Genomic DNA, 18,418 nt, shown 5'->3' on the forward strand with positions numbered 1-18,418 from the left:
CACGATGAAGGTCGGCGCGGTGGTGCTCACCATGGGCAACCGCCCCGCCGAGCTGCGCGCGCTGCTGGAGTCGGTCGCCAAACAGGACGGCGACCCGATCGAGGTCGTGCTCGTCGGCAACGGCTCGCCGCTGCCCGAGTACGACGTCCCCGGGCTGACCGTGCGGACCGTCGAGCTGCCCGAGAACGTGGGCATCCCGGCGGGCCGCAACGCCGGGATCGAGGCGTTCGGACCGGGAGGGAGCGATGTCGACATCCTGCTCTTCCTCGACGACGACGGACTGCTGCCCAACCCGGACACCGCCGAGCTGTGCCGCCAGGCCTTCGCGGCGGACCCGACGCTGGGCATCATCAGCTTCCGTATCGTCGACCCCGAGACCGGCACCACCCAGCGCCGCCACGTGCCGCGGCTGCGGGCCTCGGACCCGATGCGCTCCTCGCGCGTCACCACCTTCCTCGGCGGCGCCAACGCGGCCCGTACCAGCGTCTTCGCGCAGGTCGGCGGGTTGCCGGACGACTTCTTCTACGCACACGAGGAGACCGACCTCGCCTGGCGGGCGCTGGACGCGGGCTGGATGATCGATTACCGGTCAGACATGGTCCTGAACCACCCGGCCGTCGCCCCCAGCCGGCACGCGGTCTACCACCGCATGGTCGCCCGGAACCGGGTCTGGCTGGCCCGGCGCAATCTGCCCGCTCTGCTCGTACCGGTCTATCTCGGTGTGTGGCTGCTGCTCACGCTCGCGCGCAAGCCGTCCAAGGCCGGGCTGCGGGCCTGGTTCGGCGGATTCCGCGAAGGCTGGAAGACTCCGTGCGGGCCCCGCCGCCCCATGAAGTGGCGTACGGTATGGCGCCTGACCCGACTGGGCCGACCTCCTGTCATCTGACAAGCTCGGATCTGAGAGCATCGGGCGCGATCCGGGGCACGGCCCCGGCAGCGCACCCTGAGGACGAAAGTGTCAACTGTGAGCGAGACTACGCACGACAGTGCGGTCGCCATGAGTGCCCCGCCATCCCCCGACGACGGCCTGACCCCCGCCGAGCTGGCGCGCAAGTACGGGCTGGAGGTCAGCGGTGCCCGAGTGGGACTCAAGGAGTACGTCCAGCAGCTGTGGGGCCGGCGGCACTTCATCCTGGCCTTCTCGCAGGCCAAGCTCACCGCGCAGTACAGCCAGGCCAAGCTCGGCCAGCTGTGGCAGGTGGCGACGCCGCTGCTGAACGCGGCGGTGTACTTCTTCATCTTCGGCCTGCTGCTGGGCGGCCGGGGTGGCATGGAGAACGACCAGTACATCCCGTTCCTGGTGACGGGTGTGTTCGTCTTCACGTTCACCCAGAGCTCCACCCTCGCCGGGGTGCGTGCGATCTCCGGAAATCTCGGGCTGGTGCGGGCCCTGCACTTCCCGCGGGCCTCGCTCCCCATCTCCTTCTCGCTCCAGCAGCTCCAGCAGCTGCTGTTCTCGATGATCGTCCTGGTCGTCCTGCTGCTGGGCTTCGGGCACTTCCCGGACTTCGCCTGGCTGCTGGTCATCCCGATCCTCGCGCTGCAGTTCGTCTTCAACACCGGCGTGGCGATGGTCATGGCCCGGCTGGGCAGCAAGACCCCGGACCTCGCCCAGCTCATGCCGTTCGTTCTGCGGACGTGGATGTACGCGTCCGGCGTGATGTTCCCGCTGGAGCACATGCTGAGGAAGGCGGGCGCCCACAGCTGGGTCGCCGACCTCATGCTGGCCAACCCGGCCGCCGTCTACATGGACCTGATGCGCTTCGCCCTGATCGACGGCTACACGTACGACCACCTGCCCCACCATGTGTGGGCGCTGGCGCTCGGCTGGGCCCTGCTCGCCGGCATCGGCGGCTTCGTGTACTTCTGGAAGGCAGAGGAGCAGTACGGCCGTGGCTGAGCAGAACGTCGCACAGAACCGGGACAGGGCCGCCGACGGCGGACGCATCCCCACCGTCATCGCCGACGATGTGCACATCGTGTACAAGGTCAACGGCGGCGCCCGCGGCCGCGGCAGCGCCACCGCCGCGCTGAACCGCATGATCCGTCGGAAGAGCACGCCGGGCATGACGGAGGTGCACGCGGTCAGGGGTGTCACCTTCGTGGCCTACCGGGGCGAGTCGATCGGGCTGATCGGCTCCAACGGCTCCGGCAAGTCGACCCTGCTCAAGGCGGTGGCGGGGCTGCTGCCCACGCACAGCGGCAGCGTCTACACCGACGGTCAGCCGTCGCTGCTGGGCGTGAACGCCGCGCTGATGAACGACCTGACCGGCGAGCGGAACGTGATCCTCGGCGGGCTCGCCATGGGCATGTCGCGAGAGCAGATCCGCGAGCGCTACGACCAGATCGTCGACTTCTCGGGCATCAACGAGAAGGGCAATTTCATCACGCTGCCGATGCGCACGTACTCCTCCGGCATGGCGGCCCGGCTGCGGTTCTCCATCGCGGCCGCCAAGGACCACGACGTGCTGATGATCGACGAGGCGCTGGCCACCGGCGACCGGAAGTTCCAGAAGCGCTCCGAGGCCCGGATCCGGGAGCTGCGCAAGGAAGCGGGCACCGTCTTCCTTGTCAGCCACAACAACAAGTCGATCAGGGACACCTGCGACCGGGTGCTGTGGCTGGAGAAGGGCGAGCTGCTGATGGACGGCCCGACCGACGAGGTCATCAAGGCGTACGAGAAGGAGACGGGCAAGTAGCACCCGTCCGCCCAGCGCCGCGAGCATGCCAAGGCCCCTGCCGGACACCCGGCGGGGGCCTTGGGGTCCCCCGGGCCGTAGGGGGAGTGTCCGGACTCGCACACAAGTCCCTGCGCACGTTCGTGCGGTCCGAGGCGTAAGCTGGATCGGTGCCCATTTGGACCATGCCCGACGCATGTCCCCGTCACCGGTTCGGGGGCGTGGGGTCACCCGCCCTTGACGGGGCGGCGCGGCGTGTCCGCTTCGTGCCGATCCTGTTGGCCGGTGTAGAACGGGGGATGTGACGGCATTGGCCAGACGACGGCCCACCTCCAGGACTCGCACTGGGCCCGGTCGCCGGGGCCCGTGCGGAGGCGCGGTCCTCGCCCATATGCCTGGCTGTCCACAGTGACCGCGGAGGACGAGCGCATCGCTTCCCTTACCACGCCGCAGAGCCGGCCCGGTCGGCAGGGGCATGCCCAGGCAGTGCTGGACAAGGCCGCGCACGAGAACTTCCCCGTCGCTCCCTTCTTCGTCCCGCGCGCGTGGCGCACCGACCTCATGGCCGTCTACGGCTATGCCCGCCTGGTCGACGACATCGGTGACGGCGACCTCGCCCCGGGCGGCGCCGACGCCGAGCTGCTCGGCCTGGACCGGGCCGCGGCCGACGACCCGCTCGCGATGCTGGACGCCTTCGAGACCGATCTGTGGCGGGTCTTCGCCGACTCCGGGCCGCGGCCACGTCACCCGCTGCTGCACGCCCTGCGCCCCACGGTCCGCCGCCACGGCCTCACCCCCGCGCCCTTCCTGGGCCTGATCGAGGCCAACCGGCAGGACCAGCACGTACGGCGCTACGCCACGTACGACGACCTGGTCGCCTACTGCGAGCTGTCCGCCAACCCCGTGGGCCGGCTCGTCCTGGGCATCACCGGGACCACCAGCCCCGAGCGGGTCCGGCACTCCGACGCCATCTGCACGGCGCTGCAGATCGTCGAGCACCTTCAGGACGTGGCCGAGGACCTCGGCCGGGACCGGATCTACCTGCCCGCCGCCGACATGGAGCGCTTCGGCGTCACCGAGGCCGACCTGGCCGCGCGCACCGCGGGCGCTCCGCTGCGGGCGCTGATCGCGTATCAGGCGGAGCGCGCCGGGCGCCTGTTGACGGCGGGCGCGCCGCTGGTCGGCAGCGTGGACGGCAGGCTCCGGCTGCTGCTCGCCGGGTTCGTGGCCGGCGGCCGGGCCGCGCTGGCCGCGATCGCCGCCGCGGGCCACGACGTACTCCCCGGACCGCCCAAGCCCACCAGGCGCGGCCTGCTGCGCGAGGTCGCCGCGACGCTGCGGCGAGAGGGGCGGGCCGGACGGTGAACGGATCCCGACCGACGCCCCCGCCGGTGCTCGCGGCGTACCGCTACTGCGAGGCGGTGACCGGTGCCCAGGCCCGCAACTTCGCCTACGGCATCAGACTGCTGCCCGCCGAGAAGCGCCGCGCCGTGTCCGCGCTGTACGCCTTCGCCCGCCGCATCGACGACATCGGCGACGGCGCGCTGGACGCCGACGCCAAGCGGGCGCGGCTCGCGGACACCGGCGCGCTGCTGGCCCTGATCAGGGACGGCCGGGTCGCGGAGGACCACACCGACCCGGTCGCCGTCGCCCTCGCGGACGCCGCGCACCGCTTCCCGATCCCGCTCGGCGCGTTCGACGAGCTGATCGACGGGGTGCTGATGGACGTCGCCGGGCGGACCTACGCCACCTGGGACGAGCTCGTGGAGTACTGCCGGTGCGTGGCGGGCACCATCGGGCGGCTCTCCCTGGGGGTGTTCGGCACGGTGCCGGGCGCACGCCGCCCCGAGCGCGCCGCCGAGTACGCCGATACCCTCGGCCTCGCCCTCCAACTCACCAATATCCTCAGGGACCTTCGGGAGGACTCCCGCAGCGGGCGCACCTATCTGCCCGCCGAGGACCTGGCCAAATTCAGCTGTCCGCCGACCTTTCACAGCCCCGTCCCCCCGCCCGGCGCCGACTTCACCGGCCTGGTGCTCTTCGAGGTCCGGCGGGCGAGAGCCCTGTTCCAGGAGGGGTTCCAACTGCTGCCGATGCTCGATCGGCGCAGTGGGGCGTGTGTCGCGGCGATGGCCGGGATCTATCGCAGGCTCCTGGAGCGCATCGCCCGCGATCCCGCCGCCGTCCTGCGCGGCCGCGTCTCGCTCACCGGCCGCGAGAAGGCGTACGTCGCCGTGCGCGGGCTGTCGGGAGCGGACGCGCTGGCGGTCGCCCGGCGCGGCACGAGGGGACGGCCGCGATGATCCGGGCATACATGCACGTGCGATCAACCCACCGACCGGACACCGCGTCCTCGACCACGCCCGAGGGGGTGAGCACATGACGTCCCGCACCACGCGCACCGAGCGGCGGGGCACCCACGCGGCAGGCCGCCCCGACGGGGCGGCCGCGGTGGTTGTCGGCGGCGGTCTCGCGGGCACGGCCACCGCCCTGGCGCTGGCCGACGCGGGGCTGGCGGTGACCCTGCTGGAGGGGCGCCCCCGGCTCGGCGGACTGGCTTTCTCCTTCCGCCGCCCGTCCCCGGCGGGGGAGCTGACCGTCGACAACGGCCAGCACGTCTATCTGCGCTGCTGCACCGCCTACCAGTGGTTCCTCCGCCGGATCGACGGCGCCCGGCTCGCCCCGCTGCAAGGGACGCTGGACGTGCCGGTGCTCGACCCCGGCCACCCCAAGGGCCTGCGGCTCGGCCGCATCCGGCGCACCCGGCTGCCCGTGCCGCTGCACCTGGCCGCCAGCCTCGCCACGTATCCGCACCTGTCCCCGGCGGAACGGGTCAGGGCGGGCCGCGCCGCCCTCGCCCTCCGGGGACTCGACCCGATGGACCCGGCGCTGGACGGCGTGGACTTCGCCACCTGGCTGCGCGCCCGACGGCAGTCGCCGCGCGCCGTCGAGGCGCTGTGGGACCTGGTCGGAGTGGCCACGCTCAACGCCACCGCCGCCCACGCCTCGCTGGGCCTGGCCGCCATGGTCTTCAAGACGGGGCTGCTGTCCGAACCCGGCGCGGCCGACCTCGGCTGGGCCCATGTCCCGCTGGGCGAGCTGCACGACACCCTGGCCCGCACCGCCCTCGACAAGGCGGGGGTACGGGTCGCCCTGCGCACCCGGGCGACCTCGCTCACCCGTACCCCCGACGGCCGATGGACCGTCACCACCGAGAGCGGCCCGCACGGCGGCGGCCGGCTGGACGCCGACGCGGTCGTCCTCGCCGTACCCCAGCGGGAGGCGCACGGGCTGCTGCCCGAGGGGGCCCTGGACGACCCCGGCCGACTGCTGCGGATCGGCACCGCGCCGATCCTCAACCTGCACGTCGTCTACGACCGCCCGGTGCTGCGCCGGCCGTTCTTCGCGGCGATCGGCAGCCCGGTGCAGTGGGTCTTCGACCGTACGGAGTCCTCCGGCCTCAGCCGCCACCCCGACGCCGCCGGGAGCCAGTACCTGGCCGTGTCCCAGTCCGCCGCCCAGGACGACATCGACCGGCCCGTGGCCGAACTGAGGAGCCGCTACCTGCCCGAACTGCGGCGGCTGCTGCCGGCCGCGCGCGGTGCCGCCGTCCGCGACTTCTTCGTCACCCGCGAACGCACCGCGACGTTCGCCCCCGCTCCGGGCGTCGGCCGGCTGCGGCCGCACGCCACCACCAACGCCCCCGGCCTCTGCCTGGCCGGAGCGTGGACCGCCACCGGATGGCCGGCGACCATGGAGAGCGCCGTCCGCAGCGGCCTGCGGGCCGCGGACGCGGCGCTCTCCCACCTTGGCCGCCCCTATGAGAACCCGCTCCCCGCCCTGCGCGAGGAGACCCCCAAGGAAGCGGCATGAGCAGCACGACACAGAACAGAGGAGAGCTTGTGACCCCGGTGACCCCAGCTGTCGACACCGAAGGTGTCAGCGCGCTGCTGGAGCGCGGCCGCATGCTTGCCACCCCGGTGCTGCGGGCCGCCGTGGCCCGGCTGGCGCCGCCGATGGACGCCGTGGCCGCCTACCACTTCGGCTGGATCGACGCCCAGGGCCGCCCCTCCGCCGGGGACAGCGGCAAGGCCGTGCGCCCCGCGCTGGCGCTGCTCTCCGCGGAGGGCGCCGGGGCCCGCGCCGAGGTCGGCATCCCGGGCGCCGTCGCGGTCGAGCTCGTCCACAACTTCTCCCTGCTGCACGACGACCTCATGGACGGCGACGAGCAGCGCCGGCACCGGGACACCGTATGGAAGCTCTACGGCCCGGCCCAGGCGATCCTCGTCGGCGACGCGCTGGCCGCCCTCGCCAACGAGGTGCTGCTGGAGCTGGGCACCGTGGAGGCGGGCCGGGCCACCCGGCGGCTGACCACCGCGGTCCGCAAGCTCATCGACGGCCAGGCCCAGGACATCTCCTACGAGCACCGCGAGCGGGTCACCGTCGAGGAGTGCCTGGAGATGGAGGGCAACAAGACCGGCGCGCTGATCGCCGTCGCCTGCTCCATCGGCGCGGTGCTGGGCGGCGCCGACGACCGTACCGCCGACACCCTGGAGCGGTACGGCTACCACCTCGGCCTCGCGTTCCAGGCGATCGACGACCTGCTCGGCATCTGGGGCGACCCCGGGGCCACCGGCAAGCAGGCCTGGAGCGACCTGCGGCAGCGCAAGAAGTCCCTGCCGGTCGTCGCCGCGCTGGCCGCCGGCGGACCGGCCTCCGAGCAGCTCGCGGAGCTGCTCTCGGCCGACGCGCAGAAGTCCGACGCGGAGTTCATGGACTTCGACGAGGCGGAGTTCGCCACCCGCGCGGCCATGATCGAACGGGCGGGCGGACGCGAGTGGACCTCGCAGGAGGCCCGCAGGCAGCACGCGACCGCGATCGCCGCCCTGTCGGAGGTGGAGCTGCCCGCCCGGGTGCGCGGACAGCTCGCGGCGCTCGCCGACTTCGTCGTCGTACGAGAGAGATGACCGCCGACGCCCGCCCCGGGCACACCGGCCACCCCGTCGGGTCCGCCCGCACCGACAACTCCATATAGCTCGCAGTCGCCGGCCGGCACCCGGCCCGGCCTCCACCGCGGAGGCCCGGATGCCGGCCGACACCCACCCCAGCACGGCAGACATCAGATCTCACCTGCAAGGGGACGCCATGACAGCGACAACGACCGTCGAACCCTCCGAGACCCCGTCGGAGCCCGCCGCGTTGCGAGCGGCTCGCGACGCCATGGCCCGTGCCGTGGACCACCTGCTGGCCCGCCAGGACCCCGCGGGGTGGTGGAAGGGCGACCTGGAGACCAACGTCACCATGGACGCCGAGGACCTGATGCTGCGCCAGTTCCTGGGCATCCGGGACCGGGAGACCTTCGACGCCGCGGCCCGCCACATCCGCTCGCAGCAGCGCCCCGACGGCACCTGGGCCACCTTCCACGGCGGCCCGCCCGAGCTCTCCGCCACCATCGAGGCGTACGTCGCGCTCCGGCTCGCCGGCGACGAGCCCGAGGCGCCCCACATGGCCGCCTGCTCCGCCTGGGTGCGCGGCCGCGGGGGAATCGCCCGCAGCCGGGTCTTCACCCGCGTCTGGCTCGCGCTCTTCGGCTGGTGGAAGTGGGAGGACCTGCCCGAGCTGCCCCCGGAGCTCATCTACCTGCCCCCGTGGGTCCCGCTCAACATCTACGACTTCGGCTGCTGGGCCCGGCAGACGATCGTGCCGCTGACCATCGTCTCCGCCAAGCGGCCGGTGCGCCCGGCCCCGTTCGGCCTGGACGAGCTGCACACCGACCCGCGCCGCCCCGCCCCGCCGCGGCCCTGCGCGCCCGTGACCACCTGGGAGGGCGCCTTCCAGCGGCTGGACCGGCTGCTGCACGCCTACCGCGCGGTGGCCTTCCGGCCGCTGCGCCGGGCCGCGATCAAGACGGCGGCCCGCTGGATCATCGAGCGCCAGGAGAACGACGGCTGCTGGGGCGGCATCCAGCCCCCCGCCGTCTACTCCGTCATCGCCCTGCACCTCCTCGGCTACGACCTGCGGCACCCGGTGCTGCGCGCCGGCCTGGAGTCCCTGGACCGCTTCGCCGTATGGCGGCCCGACGGGAGCCGCATGGTCGAGGCGTGCCAGTCCCCGGTCTGGGACACCTGCCTGGCCACCATCGCCCTCGCCGACGCGGGGCTCGCACCGGACCATCCCGCACTGGTCAAGGCCGCGGACTGGATGCTCGGCGAGGAGATCACCCGGCCCGGCGACTGGGCGGTAAGACGGCCCCACCTGCCCCCGGGCGGCTGGGCGTTCGAGTTCCACAACGACACCTACCCGGACATCGACGACACCGCCGAGGTCGTCCTCGCGCTGCGCCGCGTCGACCACCCCGACCCCGAGCGCGTCGAGCAGGCGATCCGGCGCGGCGTCCGCTGGAACCTCGGCATGCAGTCCAGGAGCGGCGCGTGGGGCGCCTTCGACGTGGACAACACCAGCCCGTTCCCCAACCGGCTGCCGTTCTGCGACTTCGGCGAGGTCATCGACCCGCCGTCGGCCGACGTCACCGCACACGTCGTGGAGATGCTCGCCTGGGAGGGCCGGGCCCGGGACCCGCGCACCCGGCGCGGCGTCGCCTGGCTGCTGGCCGAACAGGAGCCCGACGGATCCTGGTTCGGCCGCTGGGGCACCAACTACGTGTACGGCACCGGCTCCGCCGTCCCCGCGCTCGTCGCCGCGGGCCTGCCCGCCTCGCACCCCGCCATCCGGCGCGCCGTCCGCTGGCTGGAGCGGGTGCAGAACGACGACGGCGGCTGGGGCGAGGACCAGCGCTCCTACGACGACCCCGCCGGCTGGCGCGGCCGCGGCGCCTCGACCGCCTCCCAGACCGCGTGGGCGCTGCTCGCGCTGCTGTCGGCGGGGGAGCGGGACGGCGAGGCCGCCGAACGCGGGGTGAGCTGGCTGGCGCAGACCCAGACCGTGGACGGCACCTGGGACGAGCCGCAGTTCACCGGCACCGGCTTCCCCTGGGACTTCTCCATCAACTACCACCTGTACCGGCACGTCTTCCCGGTCACCGCGCTCGGGCGGTACGTCCACGGCGAGCCGGACTTGACCCGGTCCCGGAGACCCTGATGCCCGCGGAACCGGCCTCGCCGCCGGGCGCCGTACCGCTGCTGATCGCCTGCGCGCTCGGCATCGAGCGGCTCGCGCTGCGCGGGGCTGAGCGCCCGGGACTACCCGGCCCCGTCACCGTGCTGCGCACCGGCATGGGCCCGCAGGCCGCCGAGCGCACGGTGGGCCGGGCGCTGGCCGCGGCGGGCCCGGCGGCGCGGGACACGGCCGTCATCGCCACCGGGTTCTGCGCGGGCCTGGCCCCCGGGATGCACCCCGGCGACCTCGTCGTCGCCGAGGAGACCCGCGACGAGCACGGCCGTACCCGTTGCGCCGGCAGCGACACGCTGATCGCCGCCCTGACCGCTCTGTCCTCGCGTTCCGCGCTGTCCCGCGGCGACGCCCCGCGCGCCCTGCACACCGGGCCGCTGGTCGGCTCCGGGCAGGTGGTGCGCGGCGCGCGGCGCGCGCGGCTGCGGGCCACCGGAGCGATCGCGGTGGACATGGAGTCCGCCGCCACCCTGCGCACCGCGGCGGCGGCCGGGGTGCGTCCGGTTGCGGCCGTCCGGGTGGTCGTGGACGCTCCTGAACATGAACTCGTCCGTATCGGAACCTTGCGCGGTGGAATATCGGCTTTCCGCGTACTACGCACACTGCTTCCGGCGTTCTTCGAATGGCACCGTTCTCTGCCGCTCCCCAGGAGGTGAGCTAGATGGCCATGCCGCTCCGTCAGTCCATCCGGGTCGCGACGTATCTCTTCGAGCAGAAGGTGATCCGTCGGCGTGAGAAGTTCCCGCTCATCGTGGAACTCGAACCGCTCTATGCCTGCAATCTGAAATGCGAGGGGTGCGGCAAGATCCAGCACCCGGCCGGCGTGCTCAAGCAGCGCATGCCGGTGGCCCAGGCGGTCGGCGCGGTCCTGGAGTCCGGGGCGCCCATGGTCTCCATCGCCGGCGGCGAACCGCTGATGCACCCGCAGATCGACGAGATCGTCCGGCAGCTCGTGGCCCGGCGGCGGTATGTCTTCCTGTGCACCAACGCGATGCTGCTGCGCAAGAAGATGGACCTGTTCCGCCCGTCGCCCTATTTCGCGTTCGCGGTGCACATCGACGGGCTGCGGGAGCGGCACGACGAGTCGGTGGCGAAGGAGGGCGTCTTCGACGAGGCGGTGGCGGCGATCAAGGAGGCCAAGCGGCGCGGTTTCCGGACCACCACCAACTCGACGTTCTTCAACACCGACACCCCGCAGACCGTCATCGAAGTGCTGAACTTCCTCAATGACGACCTGCGGGTCGACGAGATGATGATCTCGCCCGCCTACGCCTATGAGAAGGCGCCCGACCAGGACCATTTCCTGGGTGTGGAGCAGACCCGTGAGCTGTTCCGGAAGTCCTTCTCAGGCGGCAACAGAAAGCGCTGGCGGCTCAATCACAGCCCGCTCTTCCTGGATTTCCTGGAGGGCCGGACCGATTTCCCGTGCACGGCCTGGGGCATTCCCAACTACTCCCTCTTCGGCTGGCAGCGCCCCTGCTATCTGATGGCCGACGGCTACGTTCCGACGTACCGCCAGTTGGTCGAAGAGACCGACTGGGAGAAGTACGGACGGGGCAAGGACCCGCGCTGCGACAACTGCATGGCGCACTGCGGCTACGAGCCGACCGCCGTGATCGCCACCATGGGCTCGCTGAAGGAGTCGCTGCGCGCGGCCCGCGAGACCCTGAGCGGAAACCGCGGGTGAGGCCGGGACCCCCGACGTGACCGCGAACTGAACCAGGCAGAGGGGGATCGACCATGTCGCTCTTGGAGACCATCCGCGGACCGCGCGACCTCAAGGCCCTGCCCGCCGGACGCCTCGCCGAGCTCGCCGCCGAGATCCGCGAGTTCCTCGTCCACGCCGTGGCCAGAACCGGCGGCCACCTCGGGCCCAACCTCGGGGTCGTCGAGCTGTCGATCGCCCTGCACCGGGTCTTCGACTCGCCCGCCGACCGCATCCTGTGGGACACCGGGCACCAGTCCTACGTGCACAAGCTGCTCACCGGCCGCCAGGACTTCTCCAAGCTCCGGGGCAAGGGCGGCCTGTCCGGCTACCCCTCGCGGGCCGAGTCCGAGCACGACGTCATCGAGAACAGCCACGCCTCCACCGTCCTGGGCTGGGCCGACGGCCTGGCCAAGGCCAACGAGGTCCTCGGCCGCACCGACCGCCGTATCGTCGCGGTCATCGGCGACGGCGCGCTGACCGGCGGCATGGCGTGGGAGGCGCTGAACAACATCGCCGCCGTCAAGGACCGCCCGCTGGTCATCGTCGTCAACGACAACGAGCGCTCCTACGCCCCGACCATCGGCGGCCTCGCCCACCATCTGGCCACCCTGCGCACCACCGACGGCTACGAACGCGTCCTGGCCTGGGGCAAGGACGTGCTGCGGCGCACCCCCGTCGTCGGACAGCCGCTGTACGGATCGCTGCACGGCGCCAAGAAGGGCATCAAGGACACCTTCGCGCCGCAGGGCCTGTTCGAGGACCTGGGGCTGAAGTACCTCGGCCCCGTCGACGGCCACGACACCGCCGCCCTGGAGACCGCCCTGCGGCACGCCCGGCGCTTCCGCGGACCCGTCCTGGTGCACTGCATCACCGAGAAGGGCCGCGGCTACCGGCCCGCCCTGGAGGACGAGGCCGACCGCTTCCACACCGTCGGGGTCGTGGACCCGCGCACCGGCGCGCCGCTGGCCCCCGCGGCCGGCCGGTCGTGGACGTCGGTCTTCGGCGAGGAGATGGTGCGGATCGGCGCCGAGCGGCCCGACGTGGTGGCGCTCACGGCGGCGATGCTGCACCCGGTCGGCCTCACCGCGTTCGCCGCGAGGTACCCGGACCGGGTGTGGGACGTGGGCATCGCCGAGCAGCACGCGGCCGTCACCGCCGCCGGGCTCGCGACCGGCGGCCTGCACCCGGTCGTCGCCGTCTACGCCACCTTCCTCAACCGGGCCTTCGACCAGATCCTGATGGACGTGGCGCTGCACCGATGCGGCGTGACGTTCGTCCTGGACCGGGCGGGGGTCACCGGCACCGACGGACCCAGCCACAACGGCATGTGGGACATGGCGGTCCTCCAGGTCGTCCCGGGCCTGCGGATCGCCGCCCCGCGCGACGCGGACCAACTGCGCGCCCAGCTCCGCGAAGCCGTCGACGTGGCCGACGCGCCCACGGTCGTCCGCTATCCGAAGGAGTCGGTGGGGGAGCGGATCCCCGCGCTGGCGCGCGTCGGCGGCATGGACGTACTGCGGCGGCCCGAGGAGCCGGACCGCGTCGGGGGACCGGGCTTCGGCGACGAGGCGTCCGGCGGCGGCGACATCGTCGACGTACTGATCGTCGCGGTCGGCGTGATGGCGGGCGTCGCCCTGGACGCCGCCGCGCTGCTCGCCGAGCGCGGCACCGGCTGCACGGTCGTCGATCCCCGCTGGGTCAAACCCGTCGACCCCGCCCTGCCGCCGCTCGCCGCCCGCCACCGGTGCGTCGCCGTCATCGAGGACAACATCCGCAGCGCGGGCGTGGGCGCCGCGGTCTGCCAGGCCCTGCGCGACGCCGGAATCGATCTGCCGGTGCGCACCTTCGGCATCCCCGAGCAGTTCCTCGCGCACGCCAAGCGCGGCGAGGTGCTCGCCGACATCGGGCTGACCCCCGCCGAGATCGCGGGCCGGATCAGCGCCACCCTCGCCGCGAAGGAGACCGGCGTATGACCTCCCCCGAGCGGGCCTCGACCGAGCGGGACGCCACCGAGCGGGCCTCCACCGAGCGGGGCTCAGGCTTCGACCTCGGGAAGCTGCTCGCCGAGCGCGGAGCCGAGCGATACGACCTGCACACCCGCCATCTCAACCACCAACTGCCGCGTATGCTGCGCACCATCGGCTTCGACCTGGTCTACGAGCGGGCCGAGGGCGCGTACTTCTGGGACGCCGACGGCCGGGACTACCTCGACATGCTCGCCGGGTTCGGCGTCATGGGCGTGGGCCGCCACCACCCCGTCGTACGCCAGGCCCTGCACGACGTGCTGGACGCGGGCCTTGCCGACCTGACCCGCTTCGACTGCCCGCTGCTGCCCGGCCTGCTGGCCGAGCGGCTGCTGGGCCACGCGCCCCACCTGGACCGGGTGTTCTTCGGCAACAGCGGTACGGAAGCCGTCGAGACGGCCCTGAAGTTCGCCCGCCTCGCCACCGGCAGGCCGCGCGTGCTGTACTGCGCGCACGCCTTCCACGGGCTGACGACCGGCGCCCTGTCGGTCAACGGCGAGGACACCTTCCGCAAGGGCTTCGACCCGCTGCTGCCGGACACCGCCGTCCCGCTGGGCGATCTGGACGCGCTGGAGCGCGAGCTGCGGCGCGGGGACGTCGCGGCGTTCATCGTCGAGCCGATCCAGGGCAAGGGCGTCCACCCCGCGCCCCCCGGCTACCTGCGCGCCGCCCAGGAACTGCTGCACCGCCACAAGGCCCTGCTCATCGCCGACGAGGTGCAGACCGGACTGGGCAGGACCGGGGACTTCTTCGCCTACCAGCACGAGGACGGCGTGGCCCCGGACCTGGTCTGCGTCGCCAAGGCCCTGTCGGGCGGGTACGTTCCCGTGGGCGCCACCCTGGGCAGGGACTGGATCTTCAGACGCGTCTACTCCTCCATGGACCGGGTGCTCGTCCACTCGGCGAGCTTCGGCTCCAACGCCCAGGCCATGGCGGCGGGTCTGGCCGTGCTCGCGGTCATGGAGGACGAGGAGCTCACGGCGAACGCCCGGGCCACCGGAGATCTCCTGCGCACCCGCCTGGCCGCGCTGATCGACCGCTACGAGCTGCTGCACGACGTGCGCGGGCGCGGCCTGATGATCGGCATCGAGTTCGGCCGCCCCCGGTCGCTGGCGCTGCGCGGCCGCTGGACCATGCTCCAGGCGGCGCGCAAGGGCCTGTTCGCGCAGATGGTCGTGGTGCCGCTGCTGCGTCGGCACCGCATCCTGACCCAGGTCTCCGGCGACCACATGGAGGTCATCAAGCTCATCCCGCCGCTGATCATCGGCGAGCGGGAAGTGGACCGCTTCGTCGCGGCGTTCACGGCCGTGATGGACGACGCCCACACCGGCGGCGGCCTGATGTGGGACTTCGGCCGCACGCTGGTGAAGCAGGCGGTGGCGGGGCGCTGAGCCGTCAGTCGGTGCGCAGCGCGCTGAGCGTCAGTCGGTGAGCAGCCGGGCCCGCAGCCGCTCGCGCGTCGGCGCGTCCAGCCCGAGGCCCCGCGTGAGGTAGCTCTCCGTACCGCCCCAGGTCTCCTCGATCGCCCCGTACGCCGCCGCCAGGTACTCCAGGCGGGCGTCGAACAGCGGGCTGAGCAGCTCCAGCGCCTCCGGCGACATGGCGTCGCCCGAGGTGGTCGTGCGCCACACCTTGTATCGGCGGTGGGCGGCACCGGACTCCAGGTAGTCGGCCTCGATGGCATCCCGGTCGACCCCCAGCGCGAGCAGGGTGACGGCGACGGACAGCCCGGCGCGGTCCTTGCCCGCCGAACAGTGCAGCAGCGCGGGCGAGCTGCCGTCGGCCAGCGCGCTCAGCAGCCGTCCGTGCTCGGCGGTACGGGTGCGGATGATCTCCCCGTACGAGGCGGTCATGCGGCCCGCGGCCCGCCCGTCGCCGAGCAGCTCGCGCAGCGTGGCCAGGTCGCCCTCGCGCACCATGGCCCAGAAGCCCGCCCCGTCGGCCGGGTCGCTGAGCGGGATGTTCACGTTCCGCACGCCGGTGAGCGTCACGTCCGGGCCCTCGATCCCGATGTCCGCGGCGTTGCGGAAGTCGAAGATCGTGTGCAGGCCGAGGGTGTCGAGGAAGGCCGCGTCCTGCTCGGTCGCGGACGCCAGATGACCGCTGCGGAACAGCACGCCGTTCCGGACCCGCCGCCCGTCGACGGTGGGCAGACCGCCCACGTCGCGGAAGTTGCGCACGCCCGCGAGTTCGGGCTCGACCGACGGGACCTGCGGGCTCTGCTGCGTCACGGGCACTCCTCGTGGATCTCTCGCCGGTGCCGCCACCGGCGTTGCGGCTCATACGGACCAGCGGCTCTGCCGACCTTACGACATGCGTTTCGGCGGAAAGAGGATCGTCTGTATTCCGCATTCGGCAAAACTGACCGGGTGGGATAGATCACCCTTCGTCAACCCCTGGTTACGGTGGCGTAAGTCACTTCCGAACGTGAAAGATGTACTGACGTGGCAGACGATTCGAAGACATTCACCAATAACGCGATCGGGTCGTACGCAGCCGTCGGGGACAGTTTCACCGAAGGCGTCGGCGACCCGGGACCTGACGGGCAGTTCGTCGGCTGGGCCGACCGGCTGGCCGTCCTGCTGTCCGACCGGCGCTCCGCCGCCGGGCCCGGGACCGACGCCCAGAACGGACCCGGCTCCGACGGCCAACTCGACCCTGCCTCCACCGACTTCCGCTACGCCAACCTCGCGGTACGCGGCCGCCTTCTGGACCAGATCGTCGCGGAGCAGGTGCCGCGCGCGAAGCAGCTCGCCCCCGACCTGGTGAGCTTCTGCGCGGGCGGCAACGACATCCTGCGGCCCGGCGGCGACCCCGACGCCATCGCCGAGCGCTACGAGGCGGCGGTCGCCGACCTCACCGCCTCGGTGGGCACCGTGCTGGTGTGCACCGGGTTCGACACCCGCGACGTGCCCGTACTCCGCCATCTGCGCGGCAAGATCGCCACCTACACCGCCCATGTCCGGGCCATCGCCGACCGGTACGACTGCCCGGTGCTCGACCTGTGGTCGCTGCGCTCGGTGCAGGACCGGCGGGCCTGGAGCGAGGACCGGCTGCACCTGTCGCCGGACGGCCACACCCGGGTCGCGCTGCGCGCCGCCCAGGTGCTCGGCCTCCACGTGCCGGCCGACCCGGACCAGCCGTGGCCGCCGGAGGGCGTCCGCACGGCCGCCGAGGTCCGCCGCGACAACATCCACTGGGCGCGCGAATACCTGGTGCCGTGGATCGGGCGGCGGCTGCGCGGCGAGTCCTCGGGGGACAGTGTCGAGCCGAAGCGGCCCGACCTTCTTCCCCTGCGCTGACGCGGCGCGCGGCCGTCGGCCGACGCGCCGCCCCCGAAGCGCCGGCCGGGCCCCCGTACCCGGCCGGCGCCGCCTGAGGAACCGGCCGCGGGCGTCCCGTGCCACCGGCCGATCCGGTCTCAATGGGTCAGACAGGCCCATACGGTGCGGCCCTGGCCGCTCTCGTGCGGGCGCACGCCCCAGGACTCGGCGAGCGCCTCCACGAGCATGAGCCCGCGTCCGCCCTCCTGGTCGGCGCTCACCGGCCGCGTCCGCGGCTCCGTCCGGGCGCCGCCCTGGTCCGCCACCTCCACCCGCAGCCGCGCGTCGGCCAGCCGCAGTTCGCATCGGACCGACGCGGTGGTGGTGTGCCGCACCGCGTTCGTGACCAGCTCGGAGACCACCAACACGGCGTTCTCCCGCACCTCTTCGCCGATGCCCCAGTCCCGCAGGCGCACCAGGACGAGGCCTCTGGCCTCCGCTACGGAGCTGCTCAGTGCCGGGAGAAGGAACGCGTCCTTGAGGCACCGGGTGACGGAACGGCCCGGGCGCCCTAGCGAGAGAGCCTCATGGAAAGGAGCCACGCCGTCACTATGCGCCCCGCCACGCGCAGTTGGCAAGGATCAGTCTGTAAATTACAGAATCGCACTGGACAGTCTGTCGCCGCGGCTGAGGCCGTGCCAGACTGCTGTGCGATGAACGTAGTTGGAGGGGAGCGATAGTGGCGGAGACGCGGCCGGGTGGCGCCGGCGCCCCGACCGTCCTGCGGGTCGTGCTCGGCAAGCGGCTGCAGGACCTACGGGAGAAAGCGGGGCTGTCGTACGAGCAGGCGGGCCGCGCCCTCGACGTCACCCACGCCACCATCAGGCGGATGGAGAAGGCGGAGGTCGGGCTCAAGATCCCGTACGTCGAGAAGCTCCTGGCGACCTACGGAGTCGTCGACGGCGAGGAGATCGACGCCTTCCTCGCCCTGGCCCGGGAGGCCAACCGGCGAGGCTGGTGGCACCGGTTCAAGGACGTCCTGCCCGACTGGTTCAGCGCCTTCGTCAGCCTGGAGGGCGAGGCCAGCGTCATCCGCGCCTACGAGCCCCACTACGTACCCGGCCTGCTCCAGACCGAGGCCTACGCCCACGCGGTGCTCCGCGCCGGCATGCCGCACGCCACCGACGCCGAGATCGACCGCCTCGTCGCGCTGCGCGTGGAGCGGCAGACGCGGCTCACCCGCCCGGACCCGCCCCTGCTGTGGGTGGTGATGGACGAGACCGTGCTGCGCCGCCCCATCGGCGGACCGGAGGTCATGCGCGGCCAGATCGACCGGCTCATCGAGGCCGGCGAGACGATGCCGGGCGTCAGGCTGCAGATCATGCCGTTCGCCTCCGGACCTCATCCGGCGATGTACGGCCCGTTCCACATCTTCCGGTTCCCCATCCCGGACCTGCCGGACATCGCGTACAGCGAGAGCCTGGTCGGCGGTGTGTACATCGACCGCCGCGACGACGTGTCGGTGTTCCTGGAGGCCCTGGACCGGATGTGCGCGCAGGCCGCGCCCGCACAGACCACACAGACCATCCTGGGTGGCATTCGCAAGGAGATCTGAAC

General features: G+C 72.6%; 16 protein-coding genes. 14 read left to right on the top strand and 2 right to left on the bottom strand.

The genetic code is table 11. The features are described from left to right. Positions 1 to 4 precede the first annotated feature (4 nt). From Q3Y56_RS28645 to Q3Y56_RS28700, 12 genes are all read left to right on the top strand, one after another. Positions 5 to 886 carry a glycosyltransferase family 2 protein gene (locus tag Q3Y56_RS28645; RefSeq protein ID WP_304465840.1) on the top strand — a complete coding sequence of 294 codons (882 nt, stop codon included), beginning with the start codon at positions 5 to 7 and terminating at the stop codon, positions 884 to 886. A gap of 78 nt (positions 887 to 964) precedes the next feature. Next, entirely contained in the window at positions 965 to 1,900 is a 936-nt protein-coding gene (locus Q3Y56_RS28650; RefSeq protein ID WP_304464681.1) for an ABC transporter permease, read from the top strand. Next, positions 1,893 to 2,699, top strand: a complete 807-nt coding sequence (locus tag Q3Y56_RS28655; RefSeq protein ID WP_304464682.1) for an ABC transporter ATP-binding protein — start codon at positions 1,893 to 1,895, stop codon at positions 2,697 to 2,699. The genes Q3Y56_RS28650 and Q3Y56_RS28655 overlap by 8 nt, the downstream gene beginning before the upstream one ends. Before the next feature lie 465 nt (positions 2,700 to 3,164). Beyond that, on the top strand, positions 3,165 to 4,043 hold the full coding sequence (gene hpnC / locus Q3Y56_RS28660; protein ID WP_304465841.1) for a squalene synthase HpnC: 879 nt from the start codon (positions 3,165 to 3,167) through the stop codon (positions 4,041 to 4,043). Further along, positions 4,040 to 4,981: a presqualene diphosphate synthase HpnD gene (gene hpnD / locus Q3Y56_RS28665; protein ID WP_304464683.1), complete on the top strand. Its 942-nt coding sequence runs from the start codon at positions 4,040 to 4,042 to the stop codon at positions 4,979 to 4,981. Before hpnC ends, hpnD begins: the two co-directional genes overlap by 4 nt. A gap of 76 nt (positions 4,982 to 5,057) precedes the next feature. After that, complete coding sequence (hpnE, locus tag Q3Y56_RS28670; RefSeq protein WP_304464684.1) at positions 5,058 to 6,551, top strand: hydroxysqualene dehydroxylase HpnE; 1,494 nt, start codon at positions 5,058 to 5,060, stop codon at positions 6,549 to 6,551. Beyond that, complete coding sequence (locus Q3Y56_RS28675; protein WP_304464685.1) at positions 6,548 to 7,645, top strand: polyprenyl synthetase family protein; 1,098 nt, start codon at positions 6,548 to 6,550, stop codon at positions 7,643 to 7,645. Before hpnE ends, Q3Y56_RS28675 begins: the two co-directional genes overlap by 4 nt. A 178-nt stretch (positions 7,646 to 7,823) precedes the next feature. After that, positions 7,824 to 9,776, top strand: a complete 1,953-nt coding sequence (gene shc / locus Q3Y56_RS28680) for a squalene--hopene cyclase (RefSeq protein ID WP_304464686.1) — start codon at positions 7,824 to 7,826, stop codon at positions 9,774 to 9,776. After that, the gene (locus Q3Y56_RS28685) at positions 9,776 to 10,462 is read left to right on the top strand and encodes a 1-hydroxy-2-methyl-2-butenyl 4-diphosphate reductase (RefSeq protein ID WP_304464687.1); all 687 of its coding nucleotides are present in this window, start codon (positions 9,776 to 9,778) and stop codon (positions 10,460 to 10,462) included. The genes shc and Q3Y56_RS28685 overlap by 1 nt, the downstream gene beginning before the upstream one ends. A 5-nt stretch (positions 10,463 to 10,467) precedes the next feature. Beyond that, positions 10,468 to 11,493 carry an adenosyl-hopene transferase HpnH gene (gene hpnH / locus Q3Y56_RS28690; protein ID WP_304464688.1) on the top strand — a complete coding sequence of 342 codons (1,026 nt, stop codon included), beginning with the start codon at positions 10,468 to 10,470 and terminating at the stop codon, positions 11,491 to 11,493. A gap of 53 nt (positions 11,494 to 11,546) precedes the next feature. Continuing rightward, positions 11,547 to 13,487, top strand: coding sequence for a 1-deoxy-D-xylulose-5-phosphate synthase (dxs, locus tag Q3Y56_RS28695; protein ID WP_304464689.1), 1,941 nt, complete (start codon positions 11,547 to 11,549; stop codon positions 13,485 to 13,487). Beyond that, on the top strand, positions 13,484 to 14,929 hold the full coding sequence (locus Q3Y56_RS28700; protein ID WP_304464690.1) for an aspartate aminotransferase family protein: 1,446 nt from the start codon (positions 13,484 to 13,486) through the stop codon (positions 14,927 to 14,929). The genes dxs and Q3Y56_RS28700 overlap by 4 nt, the downstream gene beginning before the upstream one ends. Before the next feature lie 30 nt (positions 14,930 to 14,959). Here Q3Y56_RS28700 and Q3Y56_RS28705 read toward each other — a convergent pair whose 3' ends face one another. Continuing rightward, complete coding sequence (locus tag Q3Y56_RS28705; protein ID WP_304464691.1) at positions 14,960 to 15,769, bottom strand: tyrosine-protein phosphatase; 810 nt, start codon at positions 15,767 to 15,769, stop codon at positions 14,960 to 14,962. 213 nt (positions 15,770 to 15,982) lie between these two features. On the opposite strand from Q3Y56_RS28705, the gene Q3Y56_RS28710 reads away from it, so the two are divergent. After that, on the top strand, positions 15,983 to 16,840 hold the full coding sequence (locus tag Q3Y56_RS28710) for an SGNH/GDSL hydrolase family protein (RefSeq protein WP_304464692.1): 858 nt from the start codon (positions 15,983 to 15,985) through the stop codon (positions 16,838 to 16,840). 119 nt (positions 16,841 to 16,959) lie between these two features. Here Q3Y56_RS28710 and Q3Y56_RS28715 read toward each other — a convergent pair whose 3' ends face one another. Then, positions 16,960 to 17,316: an ATP-binding protein gene (locus Q3Y56_RS28715; RefSeq protein WP_304465842.1), complete on the bottom strand. Its 357-nt coding sequence runs from the start codon at positions 17,314 to 17,316 to the stop codon at positions 16,960 to 16,962. A gap of 224 nt (positions 17,317 to 17,540) precedes the next feature. Here Q3Y56_RS28715 and Q3Y56_RS28720 point away from each other — a divergent pair, with 224 nt between their 5' ends. Continuing rightward, entirely contained in the window at positions 17,541 to 18,416 is an 876-nt protein-coding gene (locus Q3Y56_RS28720; protein ID WP_304464693.1) for a helix-turn-helix transcriptional regulator, read from the top strand. Positions 18,417 to 18,418 lie beyond the last annotated feature (2 nt).

It is taken from the genome of Streptomyces sp. XD-27, assembly GCF_030553055.1.
Classification (GTDB): Bacteria; Actinomycetota; Actinomycetes; order Streptomycetales; family Streptomycetaceae; genus Streptomyces.